A 25141-nucleotide genomic window follows, 5' to 3' on the forward strand; every position below is an offset into this window, starting at 1 on the left:
TTTTTGTGCCTAATAGAAAAGGGAGGATATTATGAGCAGGCATGAAGTTTTTATGAAAAGGGCAATACAGCTTGCTAAAGGAGGCTGGGGGAAAACTAATCCCAATCCTCTAGTTGGTGCTGTAATTGTCAGGGACGGCGAAATTATTGCAGAGGGTTATCATCAAGCACTAGGAGGTCCTCATGCAGAGGTGGAAGCTATTAATAATAGCAAGCAGGATGTAAAAGGGAGTACTATTTATGTTAATTTGGAACCATGCTCACATTATGGGAAAACGCCCCCTTGCGCTTTAAAATTAATTGAAGCTGGAATAAAAAAAGTAGTAATAGCAATGCAAGACCCCAATCCATTAGTATCTGGAAAGGGAATAAAAATGTTAAGAGATGCTGGGATTGAAGTAATAGAGGGAATTCTTGAAAAAGAAGCTAGAGTACTAAATGAGATATTTATAAAATATATTAGTCAAAATATGCCTTTTGTAATAATGAAAACTGCCATGACACTAGATGGAAAAATAGCTTCTGTTAGCGGTGACTCAAAGTGGATTTCATCAGAAAGTTCAAGGCAGCAAGTACATGTTATAAGAGATAGGGTATCCGCTATTATGGTCGGAATAAATACAGTGCTTGTTGATAACCCTGCACTTACTACTAGGTTAAATAATGGAAGAGGAAGGGATCCAATTAGAATTATAGTTGATAGTAAGGGGAGAATACCTATTGATAGTCAGGTCATTAATGTGGATTCTTCATCTGGTGTAATACTTGCTACCACATCATTAATTGATAATGAAAAGGAAAAGCAGCTTAAAGATAGAGGAGTACAAATTCTGAAACTTGATAATCCAAGCTGTAAAGGGTATGTAGATTTAAATAAACTGATGCACGAATTATACAAGCTTGAAATTGACAGTGTGCTTTTAGAGGGTGGAGGCAACCTAAATGCTGCTGCATTAAATTGTGGAATTGTTGATAAAGTAATGTTTTTTATTGCCCCCAAAATAATCGGGGGAATAGATGCAAAAACTCCTATTGAGGGAGAAGGAATAAGGCTAATGAAGGATGCTATTTCACTGAAAAATTTAAATATTCAAAGATTTGACGAGGATATTCTTATAGAGGGATATGTGAAAGGAGAATAATGTTTACAGGTATTGTAGAGGAAATAGGTAATGTAAAAAAAATAGTATATGGAAGTTCATCCATAAAGCTTTCAATAAATTGCTCTAAGATTCTTGAGGATGTGAAAATTGGCGATAGCATTGCTGTAAATGGAATATGCCTTACAGTAGTTGAACTGGATTCCTCATGGTTTTCTGTTGATGTTATGCCTGAAACTATGAGAATGACAAGCCTTAGCAGACTAAAATTATCTGATAAGGTAAATTTGGAAAGGGCCTTGAAATTATCAGATAGGTTAGGAGGGCATATTGTTTCAGGTCATATTGATGGTACAGGAATAATTAAAGACATTGTTAGGGAAGATAATGCAATATGGATTACTGTTGAGGCAGCAGATTCACTAATGAGATATATTATTTACAAGGGCTCTGTGGCACTTGACGGCACTAGCCTTACTGTCGCCTATATTGATGAAAATTCCTTTAAAGTTTCATTAATACCACATACAGCAGGAAACACTATTCTTGGACTATTAAAAGTCGGTGACATAGTAAATGTTGAGTGTGATGTTATAGGTAAATATGTTGAAAAGCTTTTGAATGGAAACAAGCAAGATTTAACTATACAAAGCACAAAAAAAGATATATCCATTGATTTTCTTAGAAGTAACGGATTTGCTTAAGTATTTTTTGTATTATTAATGTTTAGCTGGCTAGAAAAGATTGCATGAAGTAATTAGGCCCCAAAAGCTTGCTTTATGTTAATAGATTGATGAAATAGATACAGAAGTCAGCAATTATGTGTTTAATGGAGGGAAGTATATGAGTTTTAATTCTATCGAAGAAGCTATAGAGGATATCAAACAAGGTAAAATGGTATTGGTTTTGGATGATGAAGACAGAGAAAATGAAGGAGACCTTTTAATGGCAGCTGAAAAGGTGACACATGAACATGTGAATTTTATGGTTACCTATGGAAAGGGATTAATATGTGTACCTATAACAGAAGAACATGCCCGTATTCTAGAACTTAAGCCAATGGTGGATATAAATACCGAAACTATGAAGACATCTTTTACAGTTTCAGTGGACCATAAAGATTCAACAACTGGAATATCAGCATATGAAAGGGCAAATACAATAAAGGAATTGGCAAATCCTGAAGCAGTGAGCAGTGACTTTCTAAGACCTGGGCATATTTTTCCTTTGATTGCAAGAGAAGGAGGAGTGTTAAAACGCTCAGGACATACAGAGGCAGCTATAGATTTAGCAAGGCTTGCAGGATTATATCCAGCAGGAGTTATTTGCGAAGTAATGAATGATGATGGTACTATGGCAAGATTACCTGAATTAATGGAATTTTCTAAAAAGCATTCCATTAAAATTATTACAGTTGCTGACCTAATTAGCTATAGAAGGGATAAAGAAAAGGTAATTAAAGCGGCTGCTGAGGCAAAACTCCCCACGAAATATGGAGAGTTTAAAATTGTTGCATACGAAAACATTATTAATGGTGAGCATCATGTTGCTTTGGTAAAGGGTGATATAAAAAATTCTAATGAGTCAGTATTGGTAAGAGTACATTCCGAATGTTTAACAGGAGATGCCTTTCACTCACAAAGATGTGATTGTGGGGAGCAGTTAGAAGCAGCTCTAAATCAGATAAGTGAAGAAGGCAGGGGAGTACTTTTATATATGCGCCAGGAAGGGCGTGGAATAGGTTTAGTAAATAAAATACGTGCCTATGAACTTCAGGATAAAGGCAAGGACACAGTTGAAGCCAATGTGCTATTGGGATTTGCTCCAGACTTAAGAGAATATGGTACAGGAGCACAGATTCTTTATGATTTGGGCGTAAGAAAAATAAGGCTTTTAACAAATAACCCAAAGAAAATTGTTGGACTAAGCGGATATGGACTTGAAATTGTAGAGAGAGTTCCAATTCAGCTGGCTCCAAAAGAGGCTAATAAATTTTATATGAAAACAAAAAAAGAAAAAATGGGCCATATACTTAGTGGCTTTGATAAAGACTTAAATTCAATTAAAAATCAGGGGGAATAAAAATGTCAATAAAAACTTATGAGGGAAAATTAGTAGCAAATGGGTTGAAATTTGGTGTTGTTATAGGTCGTTTTAATGAATTTATCAGCAGTAAATTATATGGTGGAGTGGTTGATGGTTTGGTCAGACATGGAGCTGATGAAAAGGATATTGAGGCAGCATGGGTGCCAGGAGCCTTTGAAATTCCGCTAGTTGCACAGAAGCTTGCTGCTTCAAAAAAGTATGACGCAGTAATATGCATAGGTGCTGTAATCAGAGGCTCAACAGCACATTTTGACTTTGTTGCAAGCGAGGTATCCAAAGGAATTGCAAAGGTTTCATTAGACACAGGAGTTCCTGTAATATTCGGTGTCCTAACTACTGACACTATTGAACAGGCTATAGAAAGAGCAGGCACAAAGGCTGGCAATAAAGGCTATGATGCGGCAGTTACTGCAATTGAAATGGCTAATTTGTTGAAGCAGATATGACAGCAGGGGATGAGTTAGTTGGAGTCTTAACAAAAAAGAAACTCATAGGGTTTAGATTATTAAAAAGTATGAAATAATATGGGTAATAGGTTGCCGTAATTTTTTTACGGAAATCTATTGCCCTTTGTTGTGTTAACAAATACCACACGTTTTACGTGTGGTCATGACTTAAGTATTCAGTATACTAATAATCTATTAAAGTATCTAAAAATTAATTTCCAAGTTGCCAAATTATTATACTAATTTGATTTCAAATTATCTAAGAAATTTAATTAACTAACTCAAAATTCATATATACTAAAGAACTTGGAAATGCTGATGTTGTTAGCTTTCTAAATAAAGTATATAGGTTTTTGTATATAATAAATTTTAATATGTTGAAAATGTAATGTTATATTTAATAAAGTATTACTTATTTTTGCATGGAAGCAGTATAGATATGAATAAAAAATTTTACCTAAAATTTCAAGTTTTAATGGTATATCAAACTGGGAAGTTTGAGTTAGAATATAACTATGCAAGAAAATGCCCCTCACTTCTATAAGTGGAGGATACTTTTTTGCTTTTCAGAAGGTGAGAATATCTCACGCCCCGCTTACACGCAGCTAAATGTAATAATTCGAAAATAATGTATGTACGAACAAGGTGCATTTTCCAGCAACAATAACCACAAGTGGTTTTTGATGGTGTATAAAATATTTACAATCAAAAAATTTCATTTTGATGCTAGGAGTTATAAATCCAATAATCCTAATTACGTGTATTATTTGAAGGAGAAACATTTTACATTATAATCTACGAAAGAAGTATAAATTATAGAGAGTTCTTCTCTTAATATATTATAAATTTTTTTGTGAATACCAAAAATATCATTTTTATCAATAAGTATTTTTGCACCATACTCAAATCTATTGAAGTTTTTAGCTTTTCTTACTATTAATGCTTCAAATTTTGAAACATTATTACTTAAAAATACATTAATCTCAATAATGCTACCAATACTATAATTTGCAACAGAACATATACGCATACCAGAATAGCTAACATCTATAATACATGCATCTTCCCAATTAGGAGCACCAACTATTTTGACATCTGCAAGTAATGAAACGGGATGTCTGAAATATTTTCTTCTTAATTCTAGTACATCGGTTTTAACTTCTTTAGAATAAATAAGAAGGTTACCATCTGTGAAAGCAATAACTCTGCCTCCATAAATTTGTATCTCGTTATTCTTTCCTATTATTCCTAATAAAACTGGATCTCCCTTTAGCATGATAACATTTTTGCAGTCAGTGTCATCAAACCTGACAGTAACTAATTTACTAATATCACCACTAACTATTGAGCAATTCATTGTCCTTATTTTTGTATAATGCTTTAATACTAAGGTCATTTAGCATTCCTCCAATATCTTTAATATAGGTGCTTTTAATAAATAAAAAAATAAATGTCTTTAATCATACAGTAAGTAATCATATTAAAATTATACAGCAATTATCATAAAAAGCAATAATTATACAAATTTACATAAAATATATATCAAATAATGTAGAAATAAAAAGAATAATGTATTTATTCATCGTTTTACAAAAGTGATTTATTATTATATTATTCAAGAGGAGTGCAACATATTTTTATTTGCGTAAGTGGTGGGATGGATTATTCGGGCTATGTGGACCACCGCAAGGAATTATTGATTGAACGGATAAAACAATAAACCTTGGAACAGTATGTGTAGTTGAGTGTGATAAAAAGATAAAAATACTATCTGTTAGAATATCAATTTTTTAGCAGACATATTTATAGAAGGGGGAGACGACATGGAATTTGATATAGAAGTTAAAATAATAAAAGATAACAAAAAAAGGTTTTTGGATTTATTGCTTTTAGCAGATGAACAAGAAAACATGATTGATAGATATTTGGAACGAGGAGAAATGTTTGCCCTTTATGATGGCGATTTGAAAAGTATCTGTGTAGTAACTAAAGAAAGTGAGGGTATATATGAATTAAAAAGTTTAGCAACATATGAAAAATATCAAAAACAGGGATATGGAAGTAAATTAATTAAATATATATTTGAGTACTATAAAGACAAATGCAGAACAATGTATGTTGGTACTGGAGAAAGTCCGTCGATAATTTCTTTTTATGAGCATTGTGGATTTGTATTATCTCATAGAGTAAAAAATTTCTTCACAGATAATTATGACCATCCAATTTTTGAAAATGGTATTCAATTAGTTGATATGATTTATTTAAAAAAGGATTTATTTATTTAAAAAAGGATTTATTTATTTAAAATAGGATTTTAAATGTTGTGGATTATTCTCTGTACCACTTAAATCCTGAAAATAACAATCCTTAACAAAACTCAAAAATGAAAGTAAACACAAGCAATGTCAAGTAAATTAAATATAATCTTAGAGAACTGGTCCTAATTAATTTATGTTTTTTAAAATCAGAAGTTGCTTTTTTATACAGAATTTAGTATTATGAAATAAAGGTCAAAGAAAGTCAAAGTTAAATTTGAATTTTGTTTCTTTTATGAGATTCATTCAACTTTAACAATTGATTTGTAAATATTAACTTATCAATGGAAAGTAAGTATTTGAATTGAATGCTGTTATTTCTAAGTCGTCAAAATTTTTTGGACAGAACAATGAGGTGGAAAATAGTTCTGTAATTTTGTACTTACCTATTTAAATTGAAAATATTTTATTAAAAAAATGTTAAAGATTTAAATACAAATAATATTCAACTAATGCAGTTGATTATTATTAACTATGCAGCCTTTGACAATACCATAAAGCATATACTTATTAGATTACAGATATATTGTGTAAGAAAGGAGGGATGCTTTATGCAATATAATGACTACTATAGTGCTCTTGGCCTTGAGAAAAATGCATCACAAGATGAAATAAAGAAAGCCTATAGGAAGCTCGCTAAGAAGTATCACCCTGATGTCAATCCTGGAAATAAAAAGGCAGAAGAAAAATTTAAGCAAATTAGCGAAGCATATGAGGTACTTAGTGACCCGGAGAAGCGAAAGAAATATGATGCCTTTGGAAATGCAACAAACTTTACAAATGGGTATGATTTTGACCCATCTCAATTTGGCAGGAACGTACGATATGAGTATAGAACATCAGGTTCTAGTAATCGCAGCGATTTCTTCAATATGTTTTTCGGAGAAAATGGTTTTGATTTTGAAAGTATTTTCAGCAACATAGGTGCTTCAAGCAGGAGAAAAAATTATTCATATAATGGGGAAGATATTGAGACGCAGATTGAACTTACCATTGAAGAGGGCTTTAAGGGTTCTGAAAAAAGAATTACATTAAAAAATCAAAAAGGTGACAAGAGCCTAACCTTTAAAGTTCCAAAGGGTGTTAGGGATGGCGAGAAAATTAGGCTTAATGGACAGGGTGAGCATGGAGTTAACGGAGGAAAAAATGGGGACTTATATCTTGTAGTCAAATTAAAGCCTAATGACAAGTTTGCCATAGAAGGAAATAACCTTACCACTAGCTTAGATATTATGCCTTGGGAGGCTGCACTTGGCGGTGAAAAGACTGTTGAAACTCTTGATGGCAAAATACTTATAAAGATTCCGGCTGGTATACAAACAGACAGTAAAATTCGCATACAAGGAAAAGGCTATACTGACAGGAATGGAGTAAGAGGCGACCTGTACATTAAAGTAAGGATTGTAAACCCAGTAATAATCAATGGTGAAATGAAAGTGCTCTATGAAAAATTGAGGAAAGCAGCCAGCAAAAATAAATAAAACTAAAACACCACTACTTTTTCGTATAAATTTATTTGACTTTTTCATTTAATAGTTCTGATATACCTTATATTACTAAGCTTTAAGCAGCATTTTTAGCTTTAAAGTTTGGCGTAAAAAATTCAAAAAGAAGAAGCTAAAGATTATATATATTCAACGGAGATATGACCGCTCTTTGTTTTACATCAGATAATTATACTGAGTCAGAGCTTAGAGTTATAAAAGACTTTTCCGAATATCTGAAAAGTAAGAAGAAATATATATAAGCTTTATGAACGGAGGAATAAAATTATGGATATAGAGAGATTTACTGAGAAAGCACAGAGTGCTATTTCCCAGTCACAGGATATAGCTTTGAAAATGGGACATCAGCAGGTTGATGGAGAGCATTTGCATTATGCACTTTTAATACAGGAAGATGGACTTATTCCAAAGCTTATAGGGTACATGGGGCAGGATATTCAGATTTTTACTAATGACATAGAAGCAGAACTGAAAAAACTTCCTAAAGTATATGGAAGTGGTGCATCAAGCATGTATGCTACTAGACGCTTTAATGAGATTATGATACAGGCTGAGGAAGAGGCTAAGCGTTTTAAGGATGAATACACCAGTGTTGAACACATTTATATGGCATTACTAAAGGAGAAGAACACATCCTCTCAGTCTGTTTTTAAACGATATGGGATTACACTTGAGAAGTTTATGACAGCACTTAGCAAGGTGAGAAGCAACCAGAGAATTACGTCAAAAAATCCTGAAGATACCTATGATGCTCTTAAAAAGTATGGAAGAGATTTGGTTGAGTATGCAAGAAGCGGTAAACTAGACCCTGTTATTGGCAGGGATTCAGAAATTCGAAGAGCTATACGAATTTTATCTAGAAGGACAAAAAACAATCCTGTACTAATAGGAGAACCTGGTGTTGGAAAAACTGCGGTTGTTGAAGGACTTGCACAAAGAATATTAAAGGGCGATGTGCCAGAGGGACTAAAGGATAAAACAATATTTGCTCTTGACATGGGTTCACTTATTGCTGGAGCAAAGTATAGGGGTGAGTTTGAAGAAAGACTTAAGGCAGTATTAAATGATGTAAATAAGTCAAATGGTAAAGTAATTTTATTTATTGATGAGCTTCACAATATAGTGGGTGCCGGTAAGGCAGAAGGCTCTATGGATGCTGGTAATATTTTGAAACCAATGCTGGCAAGAGGAGAATTGCATTGTATTGGAGCTACAACGCTTGATGAATATAGAAAGTACATTGAGAAGGATGCAGCACTTGAGAGAAGATTTCAGCCAATTGTGGTGGACCAGCCTACTGTTGAAGATACAATTTCCATTTTGAGAGGACTCAAGGAACGCTTTGAAATTCACCATGGCGTGAGAATTACTGATAGTGCAATTATAGCAAGTGCAGTTTTGTCAAATAGATATATAAGCGATAGGTTTTTGCCTGATAAAGCCATTGACTTAATGGATGAGGCAGCAGCTATGATTAGAACTGAAATTGACAGCATGCCAACTGAACTTGATGAAATATCTAGACGTGTAATGCAGCTTGAGATTGAAAGACATGCTCTAAAAAAAGAGGATGATGAGGTTTCAATTGAGAGACTTAATAATTTAGAAAAGGAAATTGCATCATTAAAGGAAAAGTCAGACAGTATGAAAGCTCAATGGGAACTGGAAAAGGAGAATATTAAAAGAGAAAAGGATATTAAACAGCAAATAGAAGTCGTCAAAAGGCAAATAGAGGATGCTGAAAGAAGCTATGATTTAAATCAATTAGCAGTTTTAAAGCATGGTAAACTTCCAGAATTACAAAAACAACTTGAGCAAGAAAAGCAGCGTAAGAAATCAAATGAAGCATTACTTCTTAAAGAAGAAGTTTCAGAAGAGCAAATTTCTCAGATTGTTTCCCTGTGGACTGGAATTCCAGTTACAAGGCTTATGGAAAATGAAAAAGAAAAGCTTTTACACTTGGAAGAAATTCTTCACAAACGTGTTGTTGGGCAGGATGAAGCAGTTACAGAGGTTTCAAATGCCGTAATTCGTGCTAGATCTGGACTTAAAGATCCTAGAAGACCAATTGGTTCATTTATTTTTCTCGGACCTACCGGAGTTGGAAAAACAGAATTGGCAAAAGCATTGTCAGAAGCTCTTTTTGATAGTGATGACAATGTAGTTCGTATAGATATGTCAGAATATATGGAAAAACATTCTGTTGCAAGATTAATTGGTGCACCTCCAGGATATGTTGGCTATGATGAGGGAGGACAACTTACCGAAGCAGTAAGAAGAAAGCCGTATTGCGTAATTTTATTTGATGAGATTGAAAAAGCCCATCCTGAAGTATTCAATGTGCTATTGCAGCTTCTTGATGATGGAAGGCTCACAGATAGCCAGGGAAGAACTGTGGACTTTAAGAATACAGTTGTAATTATGACCTCGAATATAGGAAGTCAATACCTTCTCAATGGAATACAATCTAATGGAGAGATTGAAGAGTCAGCAAGAACTACGGTTATGAGAGAGTTAAACAGATATTTTAAACCTGAATTTTTAAATCGTATTGATGAAATTGTTCTATTCAAGCCTCTAGGAAAGCAAGAAATTATCAAGATTATTGACCTGTCCTTAAATGATATTCAGAAGAGACTTGATGATAGAAGATTGCTGCTAAAGGTATCAGATAGTGCAAAACAATACATGGCACAAGAAGCATATAATCCTACTTTTGGTGCAAGACCAATCAAACGATACATGCAAAAATTTATCGAAACTGAAATAGGAAAAATGATTATAAAAGGAAATGTAACTGAAGGAAAAACTATTTGTATCGACTATATTGATAATCAGCTAAAAATAAGCGTTTAAAAGTGTGTACGATTGGTGTTAATTTCTTTGGATTCATCAAACTGTATCTTTCCATATTCCACTTGAAACGCAACAATTGCTTTAGTATTTTTAAGACTGAGAAAAGTTAATTACAAACATTTGAAAAGCTCGAAAAGCACTGTACTGGATAAAGGTGGTTTTTCGAGCTTTATAGCTGTAGATTTAATATTAGAAAAACAGGGTGTGTTTGGATTTTTGTATAAATGTGGCTACAAATAATTTAGCATAAAACACTTGATAAGCAATGAGTTAAAAAACACAAATTTGTTAAGGTGGGATTTTGTCCGTTATATATAACATTGATATATTTGTGTTTTTTGATACTAAAAAAAGTTAAAAGTGGGCTATCTAATTAAGACACAGATATGAAACGTTATCAAATATTAAATTACTAGTTATGTTTTTATTTGAGTCTTGCTTATATGTATATATCAGAACTCTATTTCCTCTATGCTGTTGACCAAACATCTATTTGTAGATATCAGAAAACTCTACTTCTATAGCCCTGATTAGCCGACCGTCGTTTATTCCACATTTAACTGGCTTAGTCTTAGTTTTTCTGTTTTTTCTGGCAGGGAAAAATACATTGAAAGAACTGCCTTGTCCCACCTTACTATCTAATTTAATGATTCCATCTTGAGACTCAACTAGCATTTTAACAAGAGATAAGCCTATACCTGTTCCTTCTGCTTGTCTGGTAAGTGAATTATCAACTTGACCAAATCTTTCAAATATAACATTCACCTTGTCCTTTGGAATACCTATTCCATTATCTTTAATTTGAATACAAACCATACGTTTTTTGTCTACGGTTTTTTGAGAAACATTTACATTAATAGCTTTGCCTTTGGGTGTAAATTTAATTGCATTGGACAGCAGATTTAAAAGTATTCTTTCATATTTTTCTTCATCAATCGCGATTTCCATATATTTAATTGTTGAAGAAAAATACAATTTTATACCCTTTTGCTGTGCATAAAGCTGAACTGAGTCAGTAATAGATTTAGTTAAAAAAACAATGTCTTCATTTGTCTGGTGAAGCTTCAGCTGCCCTGAATTAAAGCGCGTAATATCTAGTAGATTATTAACTAATCGCAATTGCCTATAGGAGTTTTGACGTATCTTGCTGATAAACCACTTCGCCTTTGGAGAGAGTTCTTCCTTACACAGAAGTTCTAATGCCTGAATTGCTGAATTAATTACAGTTAGAGGCGTTTTAAATTCATGGGATATAAGGGCTAGAAATTCATCCTTCATTTCAATAGACTTTTGCAAAGCCTCATTTTTTTCTCTTTCTGATTCTATTAAGAGCTCTTTATTTATTTCATACTGCAGATGTTCTATTATATCAAGACTTAAACGCGATAACATATCCAGCAATGAGTTTTCCCATTCTTCAAAACGATGGTCAGGCTTGTATTGGGTTGACAATATGCCAAGTAATTGATCTGAACGACTAATTAATGGAGTGAACTGTATAGTCTTATTACCTATCAAGGATATATCTGGAATGTCGTGTTTATTAAATGGTATAGGACACTGTGATATATCTTTTATAATAATTCGTTCTTTTAATTTGTGAAGATGTTCCTTTGGCTTTTGTAGATTATTAAATTTATTAAAGAACTTTAAGGATGATTCGTCAAGTCCCTTATGAGACATAACACTAATTTTGCCTGTCTTGTCATCAAATAAATGAATACAGCAGCCATCGGCATTAGTGAATTCAATGACTGTTTTAATGATTTCATCAAGAACTTCTTTTATATTACCTTTACTTGAAGATTGTTCGCTGACAGCGTGTAAACGATTTTTTAAGGCTAATTCCTGAGCCAGACGCTCTTTTACAGAGTTTGAAATCTTCTCAGCTTGTTTACGCGCAGTAATATCATGGCCAACAACAACATACCCCAGCACACAGCCATATTTATCATAATATGCTCTTGAGGTGGTTTCAACCCAAAAGGAGGAACCATCCTTGCGGTGATGAATATATTCAGCTCTTAATGTTTCTAGAGGGTTATGCTTTGAGTTTGCATCAAATTTATGTTCTTCAGGAAAAGTCAACTGTAAAATTTCTTCAGATGTCTTTCCAATAGCTTGAGAAGCTGTCCAGCCATACATTTGTTCAGCAGCAGGATTCATGTATGTTAATCTGTGATTTGGGTCAAAGGCTACAATTGCATCATTTGCAATTTCTAAAATGTTTACTGGATGTACTAGTTTTTTATTATTTTTAACCTGACCTGTAGCATTCAAAGAACAGCTAATTCCCACTAATAGGTTACCCTCAGAATTATATACTGGAGTACCCTTCAAATTGAAATAGAAAGTTCCTAAATCAGAAGTATACACAAGTTTTTCCTGTATTGTTTTTTCACCATTTATAACTTGAATGATAGGAAGTTTTTTAGAAGGCAATTCATTACCACTTTCATCATAATAAGCACCATCTCTATAGGTGCAACCTGCTTTTTCAAAAGAATCTGTGGGAGAAAAAAAGTCTCTGGCATTATTGCCAATGATTGCATAAGTACCGTCTCTGTCTAAAATAGATACAATATCTGCTAAATCGCTTGCATTTATTTCTGATTTTTTTCCATGTAGTGTTGAACTAGATTTTTTCATACATATTACTCCTTAAAAAGTCAATTTCTAAAGGCTAAAATCCTATGCCACTGAATGTTAGCCTAAGCCTTAGGTTACTTCTACAAATATTATTCAAGATTATATGTATTTTTGCTGCTCAAAAAGCACCATCTTTTTATCTAAAGATGATATTGTAGTCTCTTTGAAGAAAAACACAAAATTAAGCTTATACTGCTCTAAAACTTGTTATAGCTAAGTTATACTGAAAAATTGTAGAATCATACATCCATTAAAATTGAAAGTGAACAGTGTTGGTTCAAGCTTAATATTTTAATACTTTAACCAGTAATTGACTTTAGTTGATTTAACAAAATTACAAATTATATTGATTAATAATTAATACTAGGAATAAAGTGTTCTCTAACTTCTATAGTGGCAGGTACCACTTTGACTTTCAAGTGGTGAAAATAATCTCACCTTTCTACATGCCTTTGATTCAAATAAAAATTACCTGCAATTAAAGTTTTCCTATAATTATAGTTTTCCTATAATCATAAAGTTTTATTTTGATGCTAGGCGTTATAAAAGTCAATTACGTAATAATTGTTGTTTAGTAAAATACAATCTAGCTTATTGTAACTGACAAGTATAGTTCTATATTACAAAATATGGTAAGGAATGTCAATTATATTATGCATAAAATTGGTATATAAGGTAATTGCTTATATTAATCATAATTATATTGTATAGTTCAAAAAATTTATCACTAATTAAGAGCCTGCCTTTTTATATGGAAACTTGGAAGGGAATTAGTTTTAGATAGATATTTGTGAGTTAGATAGAACAATTATTTATCATAAATGGTATATTATATATAAATATATTGAAATTATCCAAATACTAGCTTAATATATTAATATAGTAGCATGGTATTACGGTAGAAGAGTATAAATTTTGTACATTCTGTATCATCTTAATTACATAGAAATATAATTTTTTATTCATTTTTAGAAGGAAATGCATTAAGACTATCACTGGATGGCTTTAATTTCGTTTTTTCATTTAATTAATGTTTAATATATGTTATTTTTTGTGTTTTTAAAGGTGAATACTGTTTGACGAGTACCCTGTTATAGGGTACTTTTTTATACTTAAAGATTAAATTAATATGCCCTGTTACTAAAGTCAAGTACTACTGGATAAAAAGAGGCTAATTTATGTCTTGATAGTTTAGGTGTCGATGACTTGGGATATCTACAACGCATGTTAGCTTTAATTTTAATGTGCATTAGATAAATTATGCTTCAGTCAGATACTATTAGCCTACCCGATGGTAATTGACTAGTGAATTTTTAAGACTATTTAAAGAAAATTAATCTCTAAATTATAATCTTAAAAATTTAAATAATAAAAATGGTTTATAAATAATGTCTTAAGTAGGAGGGTATGAAAATGTCAAAAGTTAAATTTTATCAAGGAGGTAACGTACCTCTAGAAATGCACAAAGTACGCATTGTACAAAAATTAAACCTGCCGCCTGTGGAACGACGTTTAGAAGCAATACAGGAGGCTGGTAATAACACATTTTTATTAAAGAACCGTGATGTTTTTATGGATATGCTTACTGATAGCGGTGTAAATGCAATGAGTGACAATCAGCTGGCAGCTATGATGCAAGCTGATGATAGCTATGCAGGATCAGAGACATTCACTAAGCTTGAGAACAAAATTCAGGAAATATTTGACAAGAAATTTTTTCTTCCTGCTCATCAAGGAAGAGCATGCGAAAATATACTTGCTCAAGCACTTGTAAAACCAGGAACAATTGTTGCTACAAATTATCATTTCACTACAACAAAAGCCCATATTACCTTGCAATCTGGTTCGGTTGAGGAACTTATAATTGATGAGGGGCTAAATATTAACAGTACTCATCCTTTTAAGGGTAATATGGATGTTGATAAATTAAAAGCGTTAGTTGAAAAGCATGGTGCAGAAAAAATTGCATTTGTTAGGCTAGAGGCAGGTACTAACCTTATTGGTGGTCAGCCATTTTCACTTGAAAATATGAAAGAGGTTTATAAGGTATGTAGGGATTTCGGAATTATTCTTATTTTAGATGCCAGCCTTTTAGCAGACAATTTGTATTTCATAAAGGAGAGAGAAGACGCATATAAGAATCTAAGTATTAGGGAGATAACTCGCATTATGTCTGAGCTTTCTGATATTATTTATTTCTCAGCACGAAAGCTTGGATGTGCTCGTGGTGGTGGAATATGTACAAATAGTGAAGATATTTATATGAAACTCCGTGAATATATAACTCTTTACGAAGGATTTCTTACATATGGTGGAATGTCTGTACGAGAGATGGAGGCCATTACAGTTGGTTTGGAAGAAACTATGGATGAAAATATGATTAATCAGGGACCACAGTTTATTGCGTATATGGTTGAAAAGCTTAAAGAAAAAGGAATTCCTGTAGTTACTCCTGCAGGAGGCTTAGGATGTCATATAGATGCGATGCAGTTTGTTAGCAATATTCCACAAAGTCAATACCCTGCAGGTGCACTTGCAGCAGCACTCTATATTGCCAGTGGTGTTCGAGGTATGGAAAGAGGAACCCTTTCTGAGCAAAGAGATGAAAATGGAAATGAAACCTTTGCAAATGTTGAACTTCTGCGCTTAGCAATGCCGAGGCGTGTGTTTACACTTTCACAGGTTGATTATGCAATTGACAGAATAGTATGGCTATATGAAAACAGACAGTTAATTGAAGGCTTAACTTTTGTAGAGGAGCCAAAAGTACTGCGTTTCTTCTTTGGTAAATTAAAGGCTGTGTCTGATTGGCAGAGAAAATTAGCAGCCAAATTCAGAGCAGATTTTGGTGACAGTCTATAATCAATATATTGAACAAACTTTCGTACATAAGTCAAACGTTACAAGAGAATAGTTTATTGACAAATTAATTGCATGAATTAGTAAGGGTTCGTTAATTTATCCTGCTAATTCATGCAATTTTTTATTTAACTTTTAAGTTATAGTGGTAACTCAAATTTTATTTTTTTAAAACTAATAATTTACGCAAAAAATTAACAATGTTAAATAATATAACATTTGTAAATAATTTAATTTATAAAACCTTGATAGTAATTCGCCTATTTGGACATAATAGCAATGGTATCAATTTATTATTTATAGTTTTGAACTGTTATAAAAACTTGAATTTGTGAACATAAGATATTGTTATATTGTTTATTTTATCCAATATTAAGGAGGGATTATCATAAAGGTTATAGGCAGATTTCTCGAACCAAGTCAAGTAGGTGGGGTAGTTGATACACTTAAAAACAGTGGAATTCAAAGAAGAGATATGATTATTAGCAGTTATGACGAAGAAAAGTTTCAAAGTATGATGGATGATGTCAAGGATAATCACATAAATGCTGTTATAAAAACTGATCAGGATGATCCGGGACAACTCCAATCATTTGTTAATGGAGTTACTTCATTAACTGAGGATAATGGAATTGTAGTGTATGTTAAGTGTGCTAGACATAAAGCCCAAGAAGTTAAATCTGTAATGGAACAGTCAGGTGCAGAAGAGGTTAAAATTGATGATGATTGATTAGAAATGATAATAATATTGATAATAATAAAGAATAATCATTTTCTATTTTACTAGAAATATTCAAAAATTACTTTAAAAAAGGAGATTCTAACAATGACAAAACCAAAACCAGACGATAGAAGTGATAATGTTGAAAAGATACAATTTAATATTAACCACACAATCCGAAATATGGAAGCAGCAGATGAATTAATTGAAAAAACAGATGATAAGAAAATGAAAAGAGAATTAGAAGAAAAGAATGATAGAAGAAGAGTTGCACTTAATGGAATGAGAAAAGAAATAAGAGACGAAGCAAGAAATCAGAAAAAGTAAATAGTTAATGTTTTTAATGGCCGATTTTATGTGTTTAACATATGTGAAATCGGCTATTTTACTGTTAGGAGTATGAAAATCAAACTTTACATAAAATCTACTGTTCTTTATAGGTATTGGAATAGGGTTTTTGAAATTTATGAAAGTATGTGTTACATATTATATCGTAAAAGACTGAAAGTAATACTTTTATAACAAATATAACAAAATTTTAAAATAACCGTCATAATTATATTGAAAAAAATTACATATTATTATATAATTGTTCGTAATAAGTATATATTTATTACTAGAAGTGTATGCATTTGTAAATATAGAGGAGGTAATTGTCATGGACTATTACTTAGGTGGAATTATTCTTCTACCGTATAATTTTTCAATATCAGGTTGGATAGCGTGTGAAGGTCAAATTCTTCAAATATCGCAAAATCAAGCTCTTTTTTCGTTAATAGGAAACACTTATGGTGGTAATGGAAATACAACCTTTGCTTTGCCAGATCTTAGAAATGCTTCGCCATTGCCAGGTATGAGATACTTTATATCAACACATGGATTATACCCCCCTAGAACTTAGTTTATCTTAGTTTTGTCATAGAAAGATTATTCAAAGAAAAGATTATTCAAACCAGTCAAAATCATTTTTTTCAAGACATAGTTAATTACTTAAGTAATATGAATAAATAAAATACAGATATTAGGAGGTATGAATTATGGATTATTTATTAGGTGGAATAGCACTATTTCCTTATAACTTTACCCCAATTGGTTGGCTACCTTGTGAAGGACAAACGTTATATATACAACAGTATCAGGCGCTATATTCATTAATTGGAAATAAATATGGGGGTAATGGAACTACAACTTTTGCTTTGCCAAATTTAAAAGGCGCAGAGCCATTACCAGGAATGAAGTACTTTATCGCAACAGAAGGTATTTACCCATCAAGACAGTAATTGCTGTAATAATTAATAAAGTTTGTCCTCAGGATAAATTATCATCATACGGAAAGTATTTTGATATAGAAAGGATGGAAAGAGTATGGCAGATACTAATATTGCTTTAAATAAAACTAGTACTGCTAGTGGCTATGTTTTGCCTTATGAGCCTTCAAGAGCTGTTAACGGAACAATATCGCCCACAAGCAGATGGTTGTGTAATACCGTACCCGCTAATATGGTTGTTGATTTGGGTGCTACATATATTATAACTGCAACGGCTGTAAAACACATGGGTTCGGCAGGCTGGGAAAACCCTAACTTTAATATGTGTGATTATTCGCTACAAGGAAGTAATAATAATGTAAACTGGGTAACTATATACTCTGTAGTAAACAATTCATTATCCTCAGATTTAAGAAGTGTATTATGTGCTTTTAGATATGTAAGATTATCTGTAACTAAAGGGTTAAGAGTAAATCCTCAATATGCTTCTGTTGTTGAGTTGGAAATTTATGGACATGCCCCTAATGCGAACCTGTCTGCATTAGCCATCAGCAGTGGTGCGCTTTCACCTACATTTAATTCTAATACATTGGCCTATACTGCGCCAAAAGTTCCATATGGGACCTCAAGCGTTGTTGTTTCTGCTACAGCGGCAGATCCTACTGCAATGATAAAGGTGAATGGTGTAGTAATGACAGGAGGACAGAGTACAGTTTACCTGAATGTTGGTGTTAATACAATAAATGTGCAGGTAACAGCATTAGATGGTGTAACAACGAAGAATTATACTATTTCGGTAGAAAGAGAACAGGGAGCTATTTTAAGTAATTTGGCAATTAGCAGCGGAACACTTGAACCGGCTTTCTCAAGTGAACATCTAAATTATACTACTCAAAATGTATTATATGATACTGCAACTGTTACAGTTACACCTACTACAAATATTCCAGGCTGTACAATAACTGTGAACGGAAATGCTGCGACTAGCGGTCAGCCTTCACCTGTAAATCTAAATGTAGGCGATAATACCATAAGTATTGTTGTTACAAACGGTGCTGATTTACAGACTTATACTATAGCCGTGAAGAGGGAAAGTAGCCTGTATTTGGATAAGGTTAATTTGCTGTATACTGGTAATAGATTTTCTTATAGTAACGTTGTTAATATGAATCATACAACACTTAGCTATACAACAAGCGTTGATGAAAAGGCTAGCCAAGTCACTATTACTCCAATTGGTGAAGATAGTGGTGTATCAATTACAATAACCAGTAACGGAAGTAGTCAAACTGTAGCAAGTGGTGTTTCTTCATCTGCTATTCCTTTGCAGAATGTGGTCAGCACAGTTTCATTAGTAGTTTCAAAAACAGGAGTTACAGGGACTAAGAATTATACACTAACTATAAAAAAAGTTTAGTCTTTAAATACAAATAGAATTTAATCTTTTGATTTATTGTGGATGAATATCTAAGCATATTAAATATTATTTTTAAATGCTTAGATATTTTTATAATGTGAAACTAGAAGATTTTAATATTTCATTTAATAAATAATTTCTGTATAATTAACTTATATAATCAAAATAATCGACTTTCAAGAGAATAGGAGGATTTAAATGAAATTTAAGATTAAGAAGCTTATAATTTCCGTAATACTTATTGGTATTATGCTAGTATCAATCTCATCAAGTATTTATGCTATAGATATTATTGAAGATTTTGAGGGATGGGGATTTGTAAATGAAACTCCTGCATTAAGTGGGGGAGTGTATATATACGATACGTGGAAATTTATTGCGAAAGTAGATGGCGTTGCTGCTAATGACGGAGCCATAGAGACATGGACTGGTCCAGCCGCTCTTTCAATATCCACTGGAGCAGGTATTGTGGATGAACTACATATTTTAAGCATTAACGGAGATGAATTCAATTTTGGAGGATTTAATTTTACTGGAACATCTAATCGCAGCATGTTTGTAACTGGGTGGAGAGATGGAGTTCAAGTGACTCCAGAAGTGAATATTACTTATACTTCCAGTACTTATGATGAGTATTTTGACTTACGTAATCAAGACAGTGAGTTTAAAAACGTAGATGAAATAAGAATATGTGGAGCTGACCTTGGTGGAGGTAATTTTGATAAAATCTCGGGCTTTTTAGAATCGTTTACATATGATGTTAATCCGATTGATGAAGTTCCTCCAAAGATATTGACTTTGACAATGACTTCAGATAATGCCAATCTTGCAACAATAGCCAAGGTAGGAGATAAAATTACATTAAATATAATAGCGAATGAAAAAATTCAAATGCCAGTAGTTACCATTGCGGGGAATGCCGCTACCGTAACTGATGCAGATGATAGCGATGAAAGAACTTGGAAAGCTACTTATATAATGCGGGAATCAGACACTTCAGGTACGATACCATTCACACTTGATTTTAAGGATAAAGCAAACAATGCAGGATTGCAAGTGACATCAGTAACAGCAGGAAGCACGGTCAATTTTGACAAAATACCACCAACTGCACCGACTGCAGTTACAGTAACACCTGTAGGCGGAACGGTTATTGCAAATAGCCTAAATAAATCAAATACAAATTTAATTGTAAACGCAACAATTACTGCTGGAGAAGCAACCGGCGGTAAAGCAGAACTTTACATAGGTGGAACACTGATTGCATCTTATACTTCAATAGCATCAGAAGATACACAGGTAACATTTGATTTAGGAAAAAGTACTAATGATGAGTTGCAGGCAGCAGTTTCATCAAGTGGAACTGTAAGTGTTAGACTTTATGATTTGGCTGGAAATAGTTCAACAAGTTCAGTGGGTAATCCCACACTAACTGTAGACTATATATCTGAACTTCCTTCACCAGCAAAAGCAATAACAGCTTTTAACTTTAATGGATTAACGCCAAATGTAATAGGAATAGTAAATGAAGCAAGTAAAACAATAAATTTAACAGTACCATATGGAACAAATGTAACAAATCTAGCTCCAACTATAACCCATACAGGAGCGAGTATATCACCAAATACAGGATTACCACAGGACTTTACAAATCCAGTGGAATACACAGTAACAGCAGCAGATGGTACAACACAGAAGTATACTGTCACAGTAACAGTGGCAGCAAATCCAGCAAAAGCAATAACAGCTTTTAACTTTAATGGATTAACACCAAATGTAATAGGAATAGTAAATGAAGCAAGTAAAACAATAAATTTAACAGTACCATATGGAACAAATGTAACAAATCTAGCTCCAACTATAACCCATACAGGAGCGAGTATATCACCAAATACAGGATTACCACAGGACTTTACAAATCCAGTGGAATACACAGTAACAGCAGCAGATGGTACAACACAGAAGTATACTGTCACAGTAACAGTGGCAGCAAATCCAGCAAAAGCAATAACAGCTTTTAACTTTAATGGATTAACACCAAATGTAATAGGAATAGTAAATGAAGCAAGTAAAACAATAAATTTAACAGTACCATATGGAACAAATGTAACAAATTTAGCTCCAACTATAACCCATACAGGAGCGAGTATATCACCAAATACAGGATTACCACAGGACTTTACAAATCCAGTGGAATACACAGTAACAGCAGCAGATGGTACAACACAGAAGTATACTGTCACAGTAACAATGGCAGCAAATCCAGCAAAAGCAATAACATCCTTTAACTTTAATGGATTAACACCAAATGTAATAGGAATAGTAAATGAAGCAAGTAAAACAATAAATTTAACAGTACCATATGGAACAAATGTAACAAATTTAGCTCCAACTATAACCCATACAGGAGCGAGTATATTACCAAATACAGGATTACCACAGGACTTTACAAATCCAGTGGAATACACAGTAACAGCAGCAGATGGTACAACACAGAAGTATACTGTCACAGTAACAATGGCAGCAAATCCAGCAAAAGCAATAACAGCTTTTAACTTTAATGGATTAACACCAAATGTAATAGGAATAGTAAATGAAGCAAGTAAAACAATAAATTTAACAGTACCATATGGAACAAATGTGACAAATTTAGCTCCAACTATAACCCATACAGGAGCGAGTATATCACCAAATACAGGATTACCACAGGACTTTACAAATCCAGTGGAATACACAGTAACAGCAGCAGATGGTACAACACAGAAGTATACTGTCACAGTAACAGTGGCAGCAAATGAGTATACACTAACCTATATAGCAGGAACAGGCGGAACAATAACTGGAGCAGCAACACAGACAGTAAACCATGGAGGAAATGGTACAGCAGTAACAGCAACACCAAACATCGGATATCATTTTGTAGGGTGGAGTGATGGAGTTACGACAGCAACAAGAACAGATACTAATGTTACAAAAAATATTTCTGTAACAGCAAGCTTTGCAAGAAATACACAAAATTCGTCATCAACTTCAACTACAGTAATTTCACAAACACCAACTATTGATATATTTATTAACGATGATAAAGTGAATTACGCAACTTCTGACATTAAATATGAAAATGGCAAAAAGAAAACAACAGTTAAGCTAGATGATGAAAAGCTTACAAACAAGCTAAGCAAAGAAAACGAAGGCAGCACTATTATAATTCCTGTATATAACAATTCAGATATTGTAATAGGACAGCTAAATGCTCAAACTGTAAAGAATCTGCAAAATAAAAATGTAACTCTTGAGATTAAAACTGAAAATGCTATTTATACCATTTCTGCAAAGGACATTAATATAGATAGCGTATCAAGAGAAATAGGCAGTCAGGTTCAGCTAAAAGATATTGTAGTAAATATATTTGTTTCAAAGTCATCAAAAGAAACTCTAACGAAGGCTGAAAACAGTGCTAGAAGAAATAACTTACATTTGGTAGGAAGTCCAATTGACTTTGAAATAACTTGTACAAACGGCAGTAAAACTGTTAATGTATTTAATTTTAACAAATACGTAGAGAGAACAATTATTTTACCAGAGGGAATTGATGGCAAAAAAATAACGACAGGTGTTGTTCTTAACGAAGACGGTACTTTCTCGCATGTTCCTACTTCTGTTCAGTTTGTTGATGGAAGGTATCATGCAAAAATAAACAGTCTTACTAATAGTACATATGCAGTAATTTGGAATCCTTTAACATTTAAGGATGTAGAAAAACATTGGTCGAAGAATTATGTAAATGAAGTTGGTTCAAGATTAATTGATGATGGTGTGGGGAATGGTAATTTTGCTCCAGATAGAGCTATTACAAGAGCGGAATTTGCTTCAATGATAGTAAAAGCACTTGGACTAAAAGGAACAAATTTCCCAGACAAATTTGGTGATGTTAAAAAAGGTGATGCTTATTATTACTATATTTATACCGCATATGAGTATAGCATACTTGCTGGATATTCAAATGGTAATTTTGGACCACAAGATTTAATTACCAGAGAGCAAGCGATGACAATGCTTGCAAAAGCTATGGAGATAGCAGGTATAAATGTAACAGTTTCTGATACTGATGTTAGTAATCAACTTAAGCTATTTAACGATTCTGACCAGATTTCAGTGTATGCAAGGCAGACAGCTACAATATGTGTAAAAAATGGTATATTTGCAGGTGACAATAAAGGAAGGCTTACTCCAAAAGACAGCTTTACAAGAGCAGAAAGCGCAACTGTTATTATAAAGCTTTTAACGAAGGCAGAATTGATTTAAGATGTTTACTGCTAGAGGTTTGTAGTAAAGTTAAGGATAGATAAAAACAACTTAAAATTAATTAGTTGAAATTCACAAATTAAGCTGCAAATTAACTGCAAAAGTGAATTAATAACTCAACTTTCTAATGAAAAGTTTAAATGATAAATTTAATTGATAAGTTTAAACAACTAAAATCAACTAGGAGAGTTGAGTTATTAAAAATAAAATTATAGATAATTAGGATAATTAATCATATCTTATTTAAAAGTAATTTGAGAACTTAGATGTCAAAATAATGAAAAGCCTATAATAAAAAGACTGAAGCAATGGATATTACAGAGCTTCAGTCTTTTTTTATAAAATAGCAAAAATGACGTGTAGTTAAAATGCGAAATTACATATAAACAGCCGCATTTAAGTATTAAGCTTTTTCTTTCAATTCATCAATTCTAAATTCTGCCATTTGAGCATAAGTTCTGTTACCGCCTCTTTGCTTACGTGCTGACATCAAATATTTGAAGGCATCTTCCGACTTATTATTCAATAAGCACAATTCAGCTAGAATAATGCAAAGTTGTTGTTCTGTTTCAGGCTTTAGTTCGGTATCACATTTTAGATACGCTTCCTGATAGTAGTTTAGTGCTGATTCAGAGGCTACTTTTTCCATTTCAGTATCACCGCAGTCTCTATATAACCACATTATATTCATCCATATCTTACCTAATTTGATATTTGGTGATTTATCTACTTCAGCGCAATACAATGCAAGATAATACTTAGTAAAAAGCTGATTAATGTCTATATCCTTAGTTAATGTAAGCGTCTGACCATTTAGAATGGAAGTGAGCTTTGCAGTAACTAATTTAAACTTAGATGGTGAAAGACTAGGAAACTCATTATAAAAATTAGAGTAATAACATTTAGTGCATGTCCAGATATTAAACCATAATGGATCAAAATTTTCGTATCTGCGGCGCAAATCGTTATCAATTCCTGTAGATCTTAATTTTGATACCTTTTGACCATATGTCAGAAACTTGTTGCCACAAATAGGACATGGTACTGTTTTTTCAAATATATAATCAGTACTGTCAAAAGCAGGAACAAGACTATATGTTTTGTGTCCTTCAGGGAAAAATGCTTTGACTACAACGGGTTTAGCAGATTGTCCAGCAGATTGGGCTTGTGGTGAAGATGAATCAACACCTTTTAAGCTTGATGAATCAGAATTAAGTGCCATTTTTGATAAAGCATTATTTACGATTCTGAGGCGCGAAGCTAAAGCCTTCATCATTTTAAATGCCATTTCGGGCTGACGGCTGATAAAAATCTCAAAATGATTTCTGTCAATTTCTAGTACGCTCAATGGTTCTAATGCTATAACAGTTGCACTTCTAGGAAGTTCATCTAATAAACTCATTTCACCAAAAACTTCTCCAACGCCTAATTCAGTAAGCTTAACAGCATCGTCAGTAAATGTATTTAAATACACGCCGACTCTTCCTGATAATATAAAATACATTTCGTGTGTATTTTCACCCTCAAGGGTAACAACGGCATCAGTATTGTATTTTTTTATAGTTCCACAAGACCTAAGTAGTTCGAGATCCATC

General features: G+C 32.9%; 17 protein-coding genes. 14 read left to right on the forward strand and 3 right to left on the reverse strand.

The genetic code is table 11. From position 1 onward, the window contains the following. Window positions 1-31 precede the first annotated feature (31 nt). The 4 genes from ribD (at window position 32) to ribH (ending at window position 3651) form a co-directional block, all read left to right on the forward strand. Window positions 32-1141, forward strand: coding sequence for a bifunctional diaminohydroxyphosphoribosylaminopyrimidine deaminase/5-amino-6-(5-phosphoribosylamino)uracil reductase RibD (gene ribD / locus EHE19_RS04410; protein WP_137698074.1), 1110 nt, complete (start codon window positions 32-34; stop codon window positions 1139-1141). After that, window positions 1141-1803, forward strand: a complete 663-nt coding sequence (locus EHE19_RS04415; RefSeq protein WP_137698075.1) for a riboflavin synthase — start codon at window positions 1141-1143, stop codon at window positions 1801-1803. Before ribD ends, EHE19_RS04415 begins: the two co-directional genes overlap by 1 nt. 139 nt (window positions 1804-1942) lie before the next feature. Beyond that, window positions 1943-3181: a bifunctional 3,4-dihydroxy-2-butanone-4-phosphate synthase/GTP cyclohydrolase II gene (locus tag EHE19_RS04420; protein WP_137698076.1), complete on the forward strand. Its 1239-nt coding sequence runs from the start codon at window positions 1943-1945 to the stop codon at window positions 3179-3181. Window positions 3182-3183: 2 nt separating this feature from the next. Continuing rightward, window positions 3184-3651, forward strand: a complete 468-nt coding sequence (gene ribH / locus EHE19_RS04425) for a 6,7-dimethyl-8-ribityllumazine synthase (protein WP_137698077.1) — start codon at window positions 3184-3186, stop codon at window positions 3649-3651. Window positions 3652-4414: 763 nt separating this feature from the next. On the opposite strand, the gene EHE19_RS04430 is transcribed toward ribH, so the two are convergent. Then, window positions 4415-5047 (reverse strand): PilZ domain-containing protein, encoded by a 633-nt coding sequence (locus tag EHE19_RS04430; protein ID WP_137698078.1) that lies wholly within the window; start codon window positions 5045-5047, stop codon window positions 4415-4417. A 439-nt stretch (window positions 5048-5486) separates the two neighbouring features. Here EHE19_RS04430 and EHE19_RS04435 point away from each other — a divergent pair, with 439 nt between their 5' ends. The 3 genes from EHE19_RS04435 to clpB all read left to right on the forward strand — a co-directional run bounded on the left by EHE19_RS04435 (window position 5487) and on the right by clpB (window position 10327). Beyond that, window positions 5487-5936, forward strand: a complete 450-nt coding sequence (locus tag EHE19_RS04435) for a GNAT family N-acetyltransferase (RefSeq protein ID WP_137698092.1) — start codon at window positions 5487-5489, stop codon at window positions 5934-5936. Between the two features lie 581 nt (window positions 5937-6517). Next, window positions 6518-7447 carry a DnaJ C-terminal domain-containing protein gene (locus EHE19_RS04440; protein WP_137698079.1) on the forward strand — a complete coding sequence of 310 codons (930 nt, stop codon included), beginning with the start codon at window positions 6518-6520 and terminating at the stop codon, window positions 7445-7447. A 291-nt stretch (window positions 7448-7738) separates the two neighbouring features. Next, on the forward strand, window positions 7739-10327 hold the full coding sequence (clpB, locus tag EHE19_RS04445) for an ATP-dependent chaperone ClpB (RefSeq protein WP_137698080.1): 2589 nt from the start codon (window positions 7739-7741) through the stop codon (window positions 10325-10327). 489 nt (window positions 10328-10816) lie between these two features. On the opposite strand, the gene EHE19_RS04450 is transcribed toward clpB, so the two are convergent. Then, the gene (locus tag EHE19_RS04450; RefSeq protein ID WP_137698081.1) at window positions 10817-12976 is read right to left on the reverse strand and encodes an ATP-binding protein; all 2160 of its coding nucleotides are present in this window, start codon (window positions 12974-12976) and stop codon (window positions 10817-10819) included. A gap of 1413 nt (window positions 12977-14389) precedes the next feature. Between EHE19_RS04450 and EHE19_RS04455 the strand changes: the two genes are divergently transcribed. The 7 genes from EHE19_RS04455 to EHE19_RS04485 all read left to right on the forward strand — a co-directional run bounded on the left by EHE19_RS04455 (window position 14390) and on the right by EHE19_RS04485 (window position 23546). Continuing rightward, on the forward strand, window positions 14390-15838 hold the full coding sequence (locus tag EHE19_RS04455) for a tryptophanase (RefSeq protein WP_137698082.1): 1449 nt from the start codon (window positions 14390-14392) through the stop codon (window positions 15836-15838). Window positions 15839-16310: 472 nt separating this feature from the next. Then, window positions 16311-16565, forward strand: a complete 255-nt coding sequence (locus EHE19_RS04460; protein ID WP_244648328.1) for a hypothetical protein — start codon at window positions 16311-16313, stop codon at window positions 16563-16565. A 96-nt stretch (window positions 16566-16661) separates the two neighbouring features. After that, complete coding sequence (gene tlp, locus EHE19_RS04465; RefSeq protein ID WP_137698084.1) at window positions 16662-16883, forward strand: small acid-soluble spore protein Tlp; 222 nt, start codon at window positions 16662-16664, stop codon at window positions 16881-16883. A 331-nt stretch (window positions 16884-17214) separates the two neighbouring features. Further along, window positions 17215-17457, forward strand: a complete 243-nt coding sequence (locus tag EHE19_RS04470) for a phage tail protein (RefSeq protein ID WP_137698085.1) — start codon at window positions 17215-17217, stop codon at window positions 17455-17457. Between the two features lie 136 nt (window positions 17458-17593). Beyond that, the gene (locus EHE19_RS04475; RefSeq protein WP_137698086.1) at window positions 17594-17836 is read left to right on the forward strand and encodes a phage tail protein; all 243 of its coding nucleotides are present in this window, start codon (window positions 17594-17596) and stop codon (window positions 17834-17836) included. 85 nt (window positions 17837-17921) lie between these two features. Then, the gene (locus EHE19_RS04480; protein ID WP_137698087.1) at window positions 17922-19241 is read left to right on the forward strand and encodes a cadherin-like beta sandwich domain-containing protein; all 1320 of its coding nucleotides are present in this window, start codon (window positions 17922-17924) and stop codon (window positions 19239-19241) included. A 198-nt stretch (window positions 19242-19439) separates the two neighbouring features. Further along, window positions 19440-23546, forward strand: a complete 4107-nt coding sequence (locus EHE19_RS04485; RefSeq protein ID WP_190530479.1) for a DUF5018 domain-containing protein — start codon at window positions 19440-19442, stop codon at window positions 23544-23546. 403 nt (window positions 23547-23949) lie between these two features. Here the strand turns inward: EHE19_RS04485 and EHE19_RS04490 are convergent, their stop codons facing one another. Next, the gene (locus EHE19_RS04490; protein WP_137698196.1) at window positions 23950-25140 is read right to left on the reverse strand and encodes a DUF2225 domain-containing protein; all 1191 of its coding nucleotides are present in this window, start codon (window positions 25138-25140) and stop codon (window positions 23950-23952) included. Window position 25141 lies beyond the last annotated feature (1 nt).

The sequence above is a fragment of the Ruminiclostridium herbifermentans genome (assembly GCF_005473905.2).
GTDB classification, from domain to species: Bacteria; Bacillota; Clostridia; order Acetivibrionales; family DSM-1351; genus Ruminiclostridium; species Ruminiclostridium herbifermentans.

Excerpts from the sequence above, each read along its gene's own strand:
- EHE19_RS04440 (WP_137698079.1), top strand. The coding sequence starts at position 6,518 with ATGCAATATAATGACTACTATAGTGCTCTTGGCCTTGAGAAAAATGCA.
- ribH (WP_137698077.1), top strand. The coding sequence starts at position 3,184 with ATGTCAATAAAAACTTATGAGGGAAAATTAGTAGCAAATGGGTTGAAA.
- EHE19_RS04430 (WP_137698078.1), bottom strand. The coding sequence starts at position 5,047 with ATGACCTTAGTATTAAAGCATTATACAAAAATAAGGACAATGAATTGC.
- EHE19_RS04470 (WP_137698085.1), top strand. The coding sequence starts at position 17,215 with ATGGACTATTACTTAGGTGGAATTATTCTTCTACCGTATAATTTTTCA.
- EHE19_RS04420 (WP_137698076.1), top strand. The coding sequence starts at position 1,943 with ATGAGTTTTAATTCTATCGAAGAAGCTATAGAGGATATCAAACAAGGT.
- EHE19_RS04455 (WP_137698082.1), top strand. The coding sequence starts at position 14,390 with ATGTCAAAAGTTAAATTTTATCAAGGAGGTAACGTACCTCTAGAAATG.
- EHE19_RS04485 (WP_190530479.1), top strand. The coding sequence starts at position 19,440 with ATGAAATTTAAGATTAAGAAGCTTATAATTTCCGTAATACTTATTGGT.
- EHE19_RS04415 (WP_137698075.1), top strand. The coding sequence starts at position 1,141 with ATGTTTACAGGTATTGTAGAGGAAATAGGTAATGTAAAAAAAATAGTA.
- EHE19_RS04460 (WP_244648328.1), top strand. The coding sequence starts at position 16,311 with ATGATTATTAGCAGTTATGACGAAGAAAAGTTTCAAAGTATGATGGAT.
- EHE19_RS04480 (WP_137698087.1), top strand. The coding sequence starts at position 17,922 with ATGGCAGATACTAATATTGCTTTAAATAAAACTAGTACTGCTAGTGGC.
- clpB (WP_137698080.1), top strand. The coding sequence starts at position 7,739 with ATGGATATAGAGAGATTTACTGAGAAAGCACAGAGTGCTATTTCCCAG.
- EHE19_RS04450 (WP_137698081.1), bottom strand. The coding sequence starts at position 12,976 with ATGAAAAAATCTAGTTCAACACTACATGGAAAAAAATCAGAAATAAAT.
- EHE19_RS04490 (WP_137698196.1), bottom strand. The coding sequence starts at position 25,140 with ATGGATCTCGAACTACTTAGGTCTTGTGGAACTATAAAAAAATACAAT.
- ribD (WP_137698074.1), top strand. The coding sequence starts at position 32 with ATGAGCAGGCATGAAGTTTTTATGAAAAGGGCAATACAGCTTGCTAAA.
- tlp (WP_137698084.1), top strand. The coding sequence starts at position 16,662 with ATGACAAAACCAAAACCAGACGATAGAAGTGATAATGTTGAAAAGATA.
- EHE19_RS04475 (WP_137698086.1), top strand. The coding sequence starts at position 17,594 with ATGGATTATTTATTAGGTGGAATAGCACTATTTCCTTATAACTTTACC.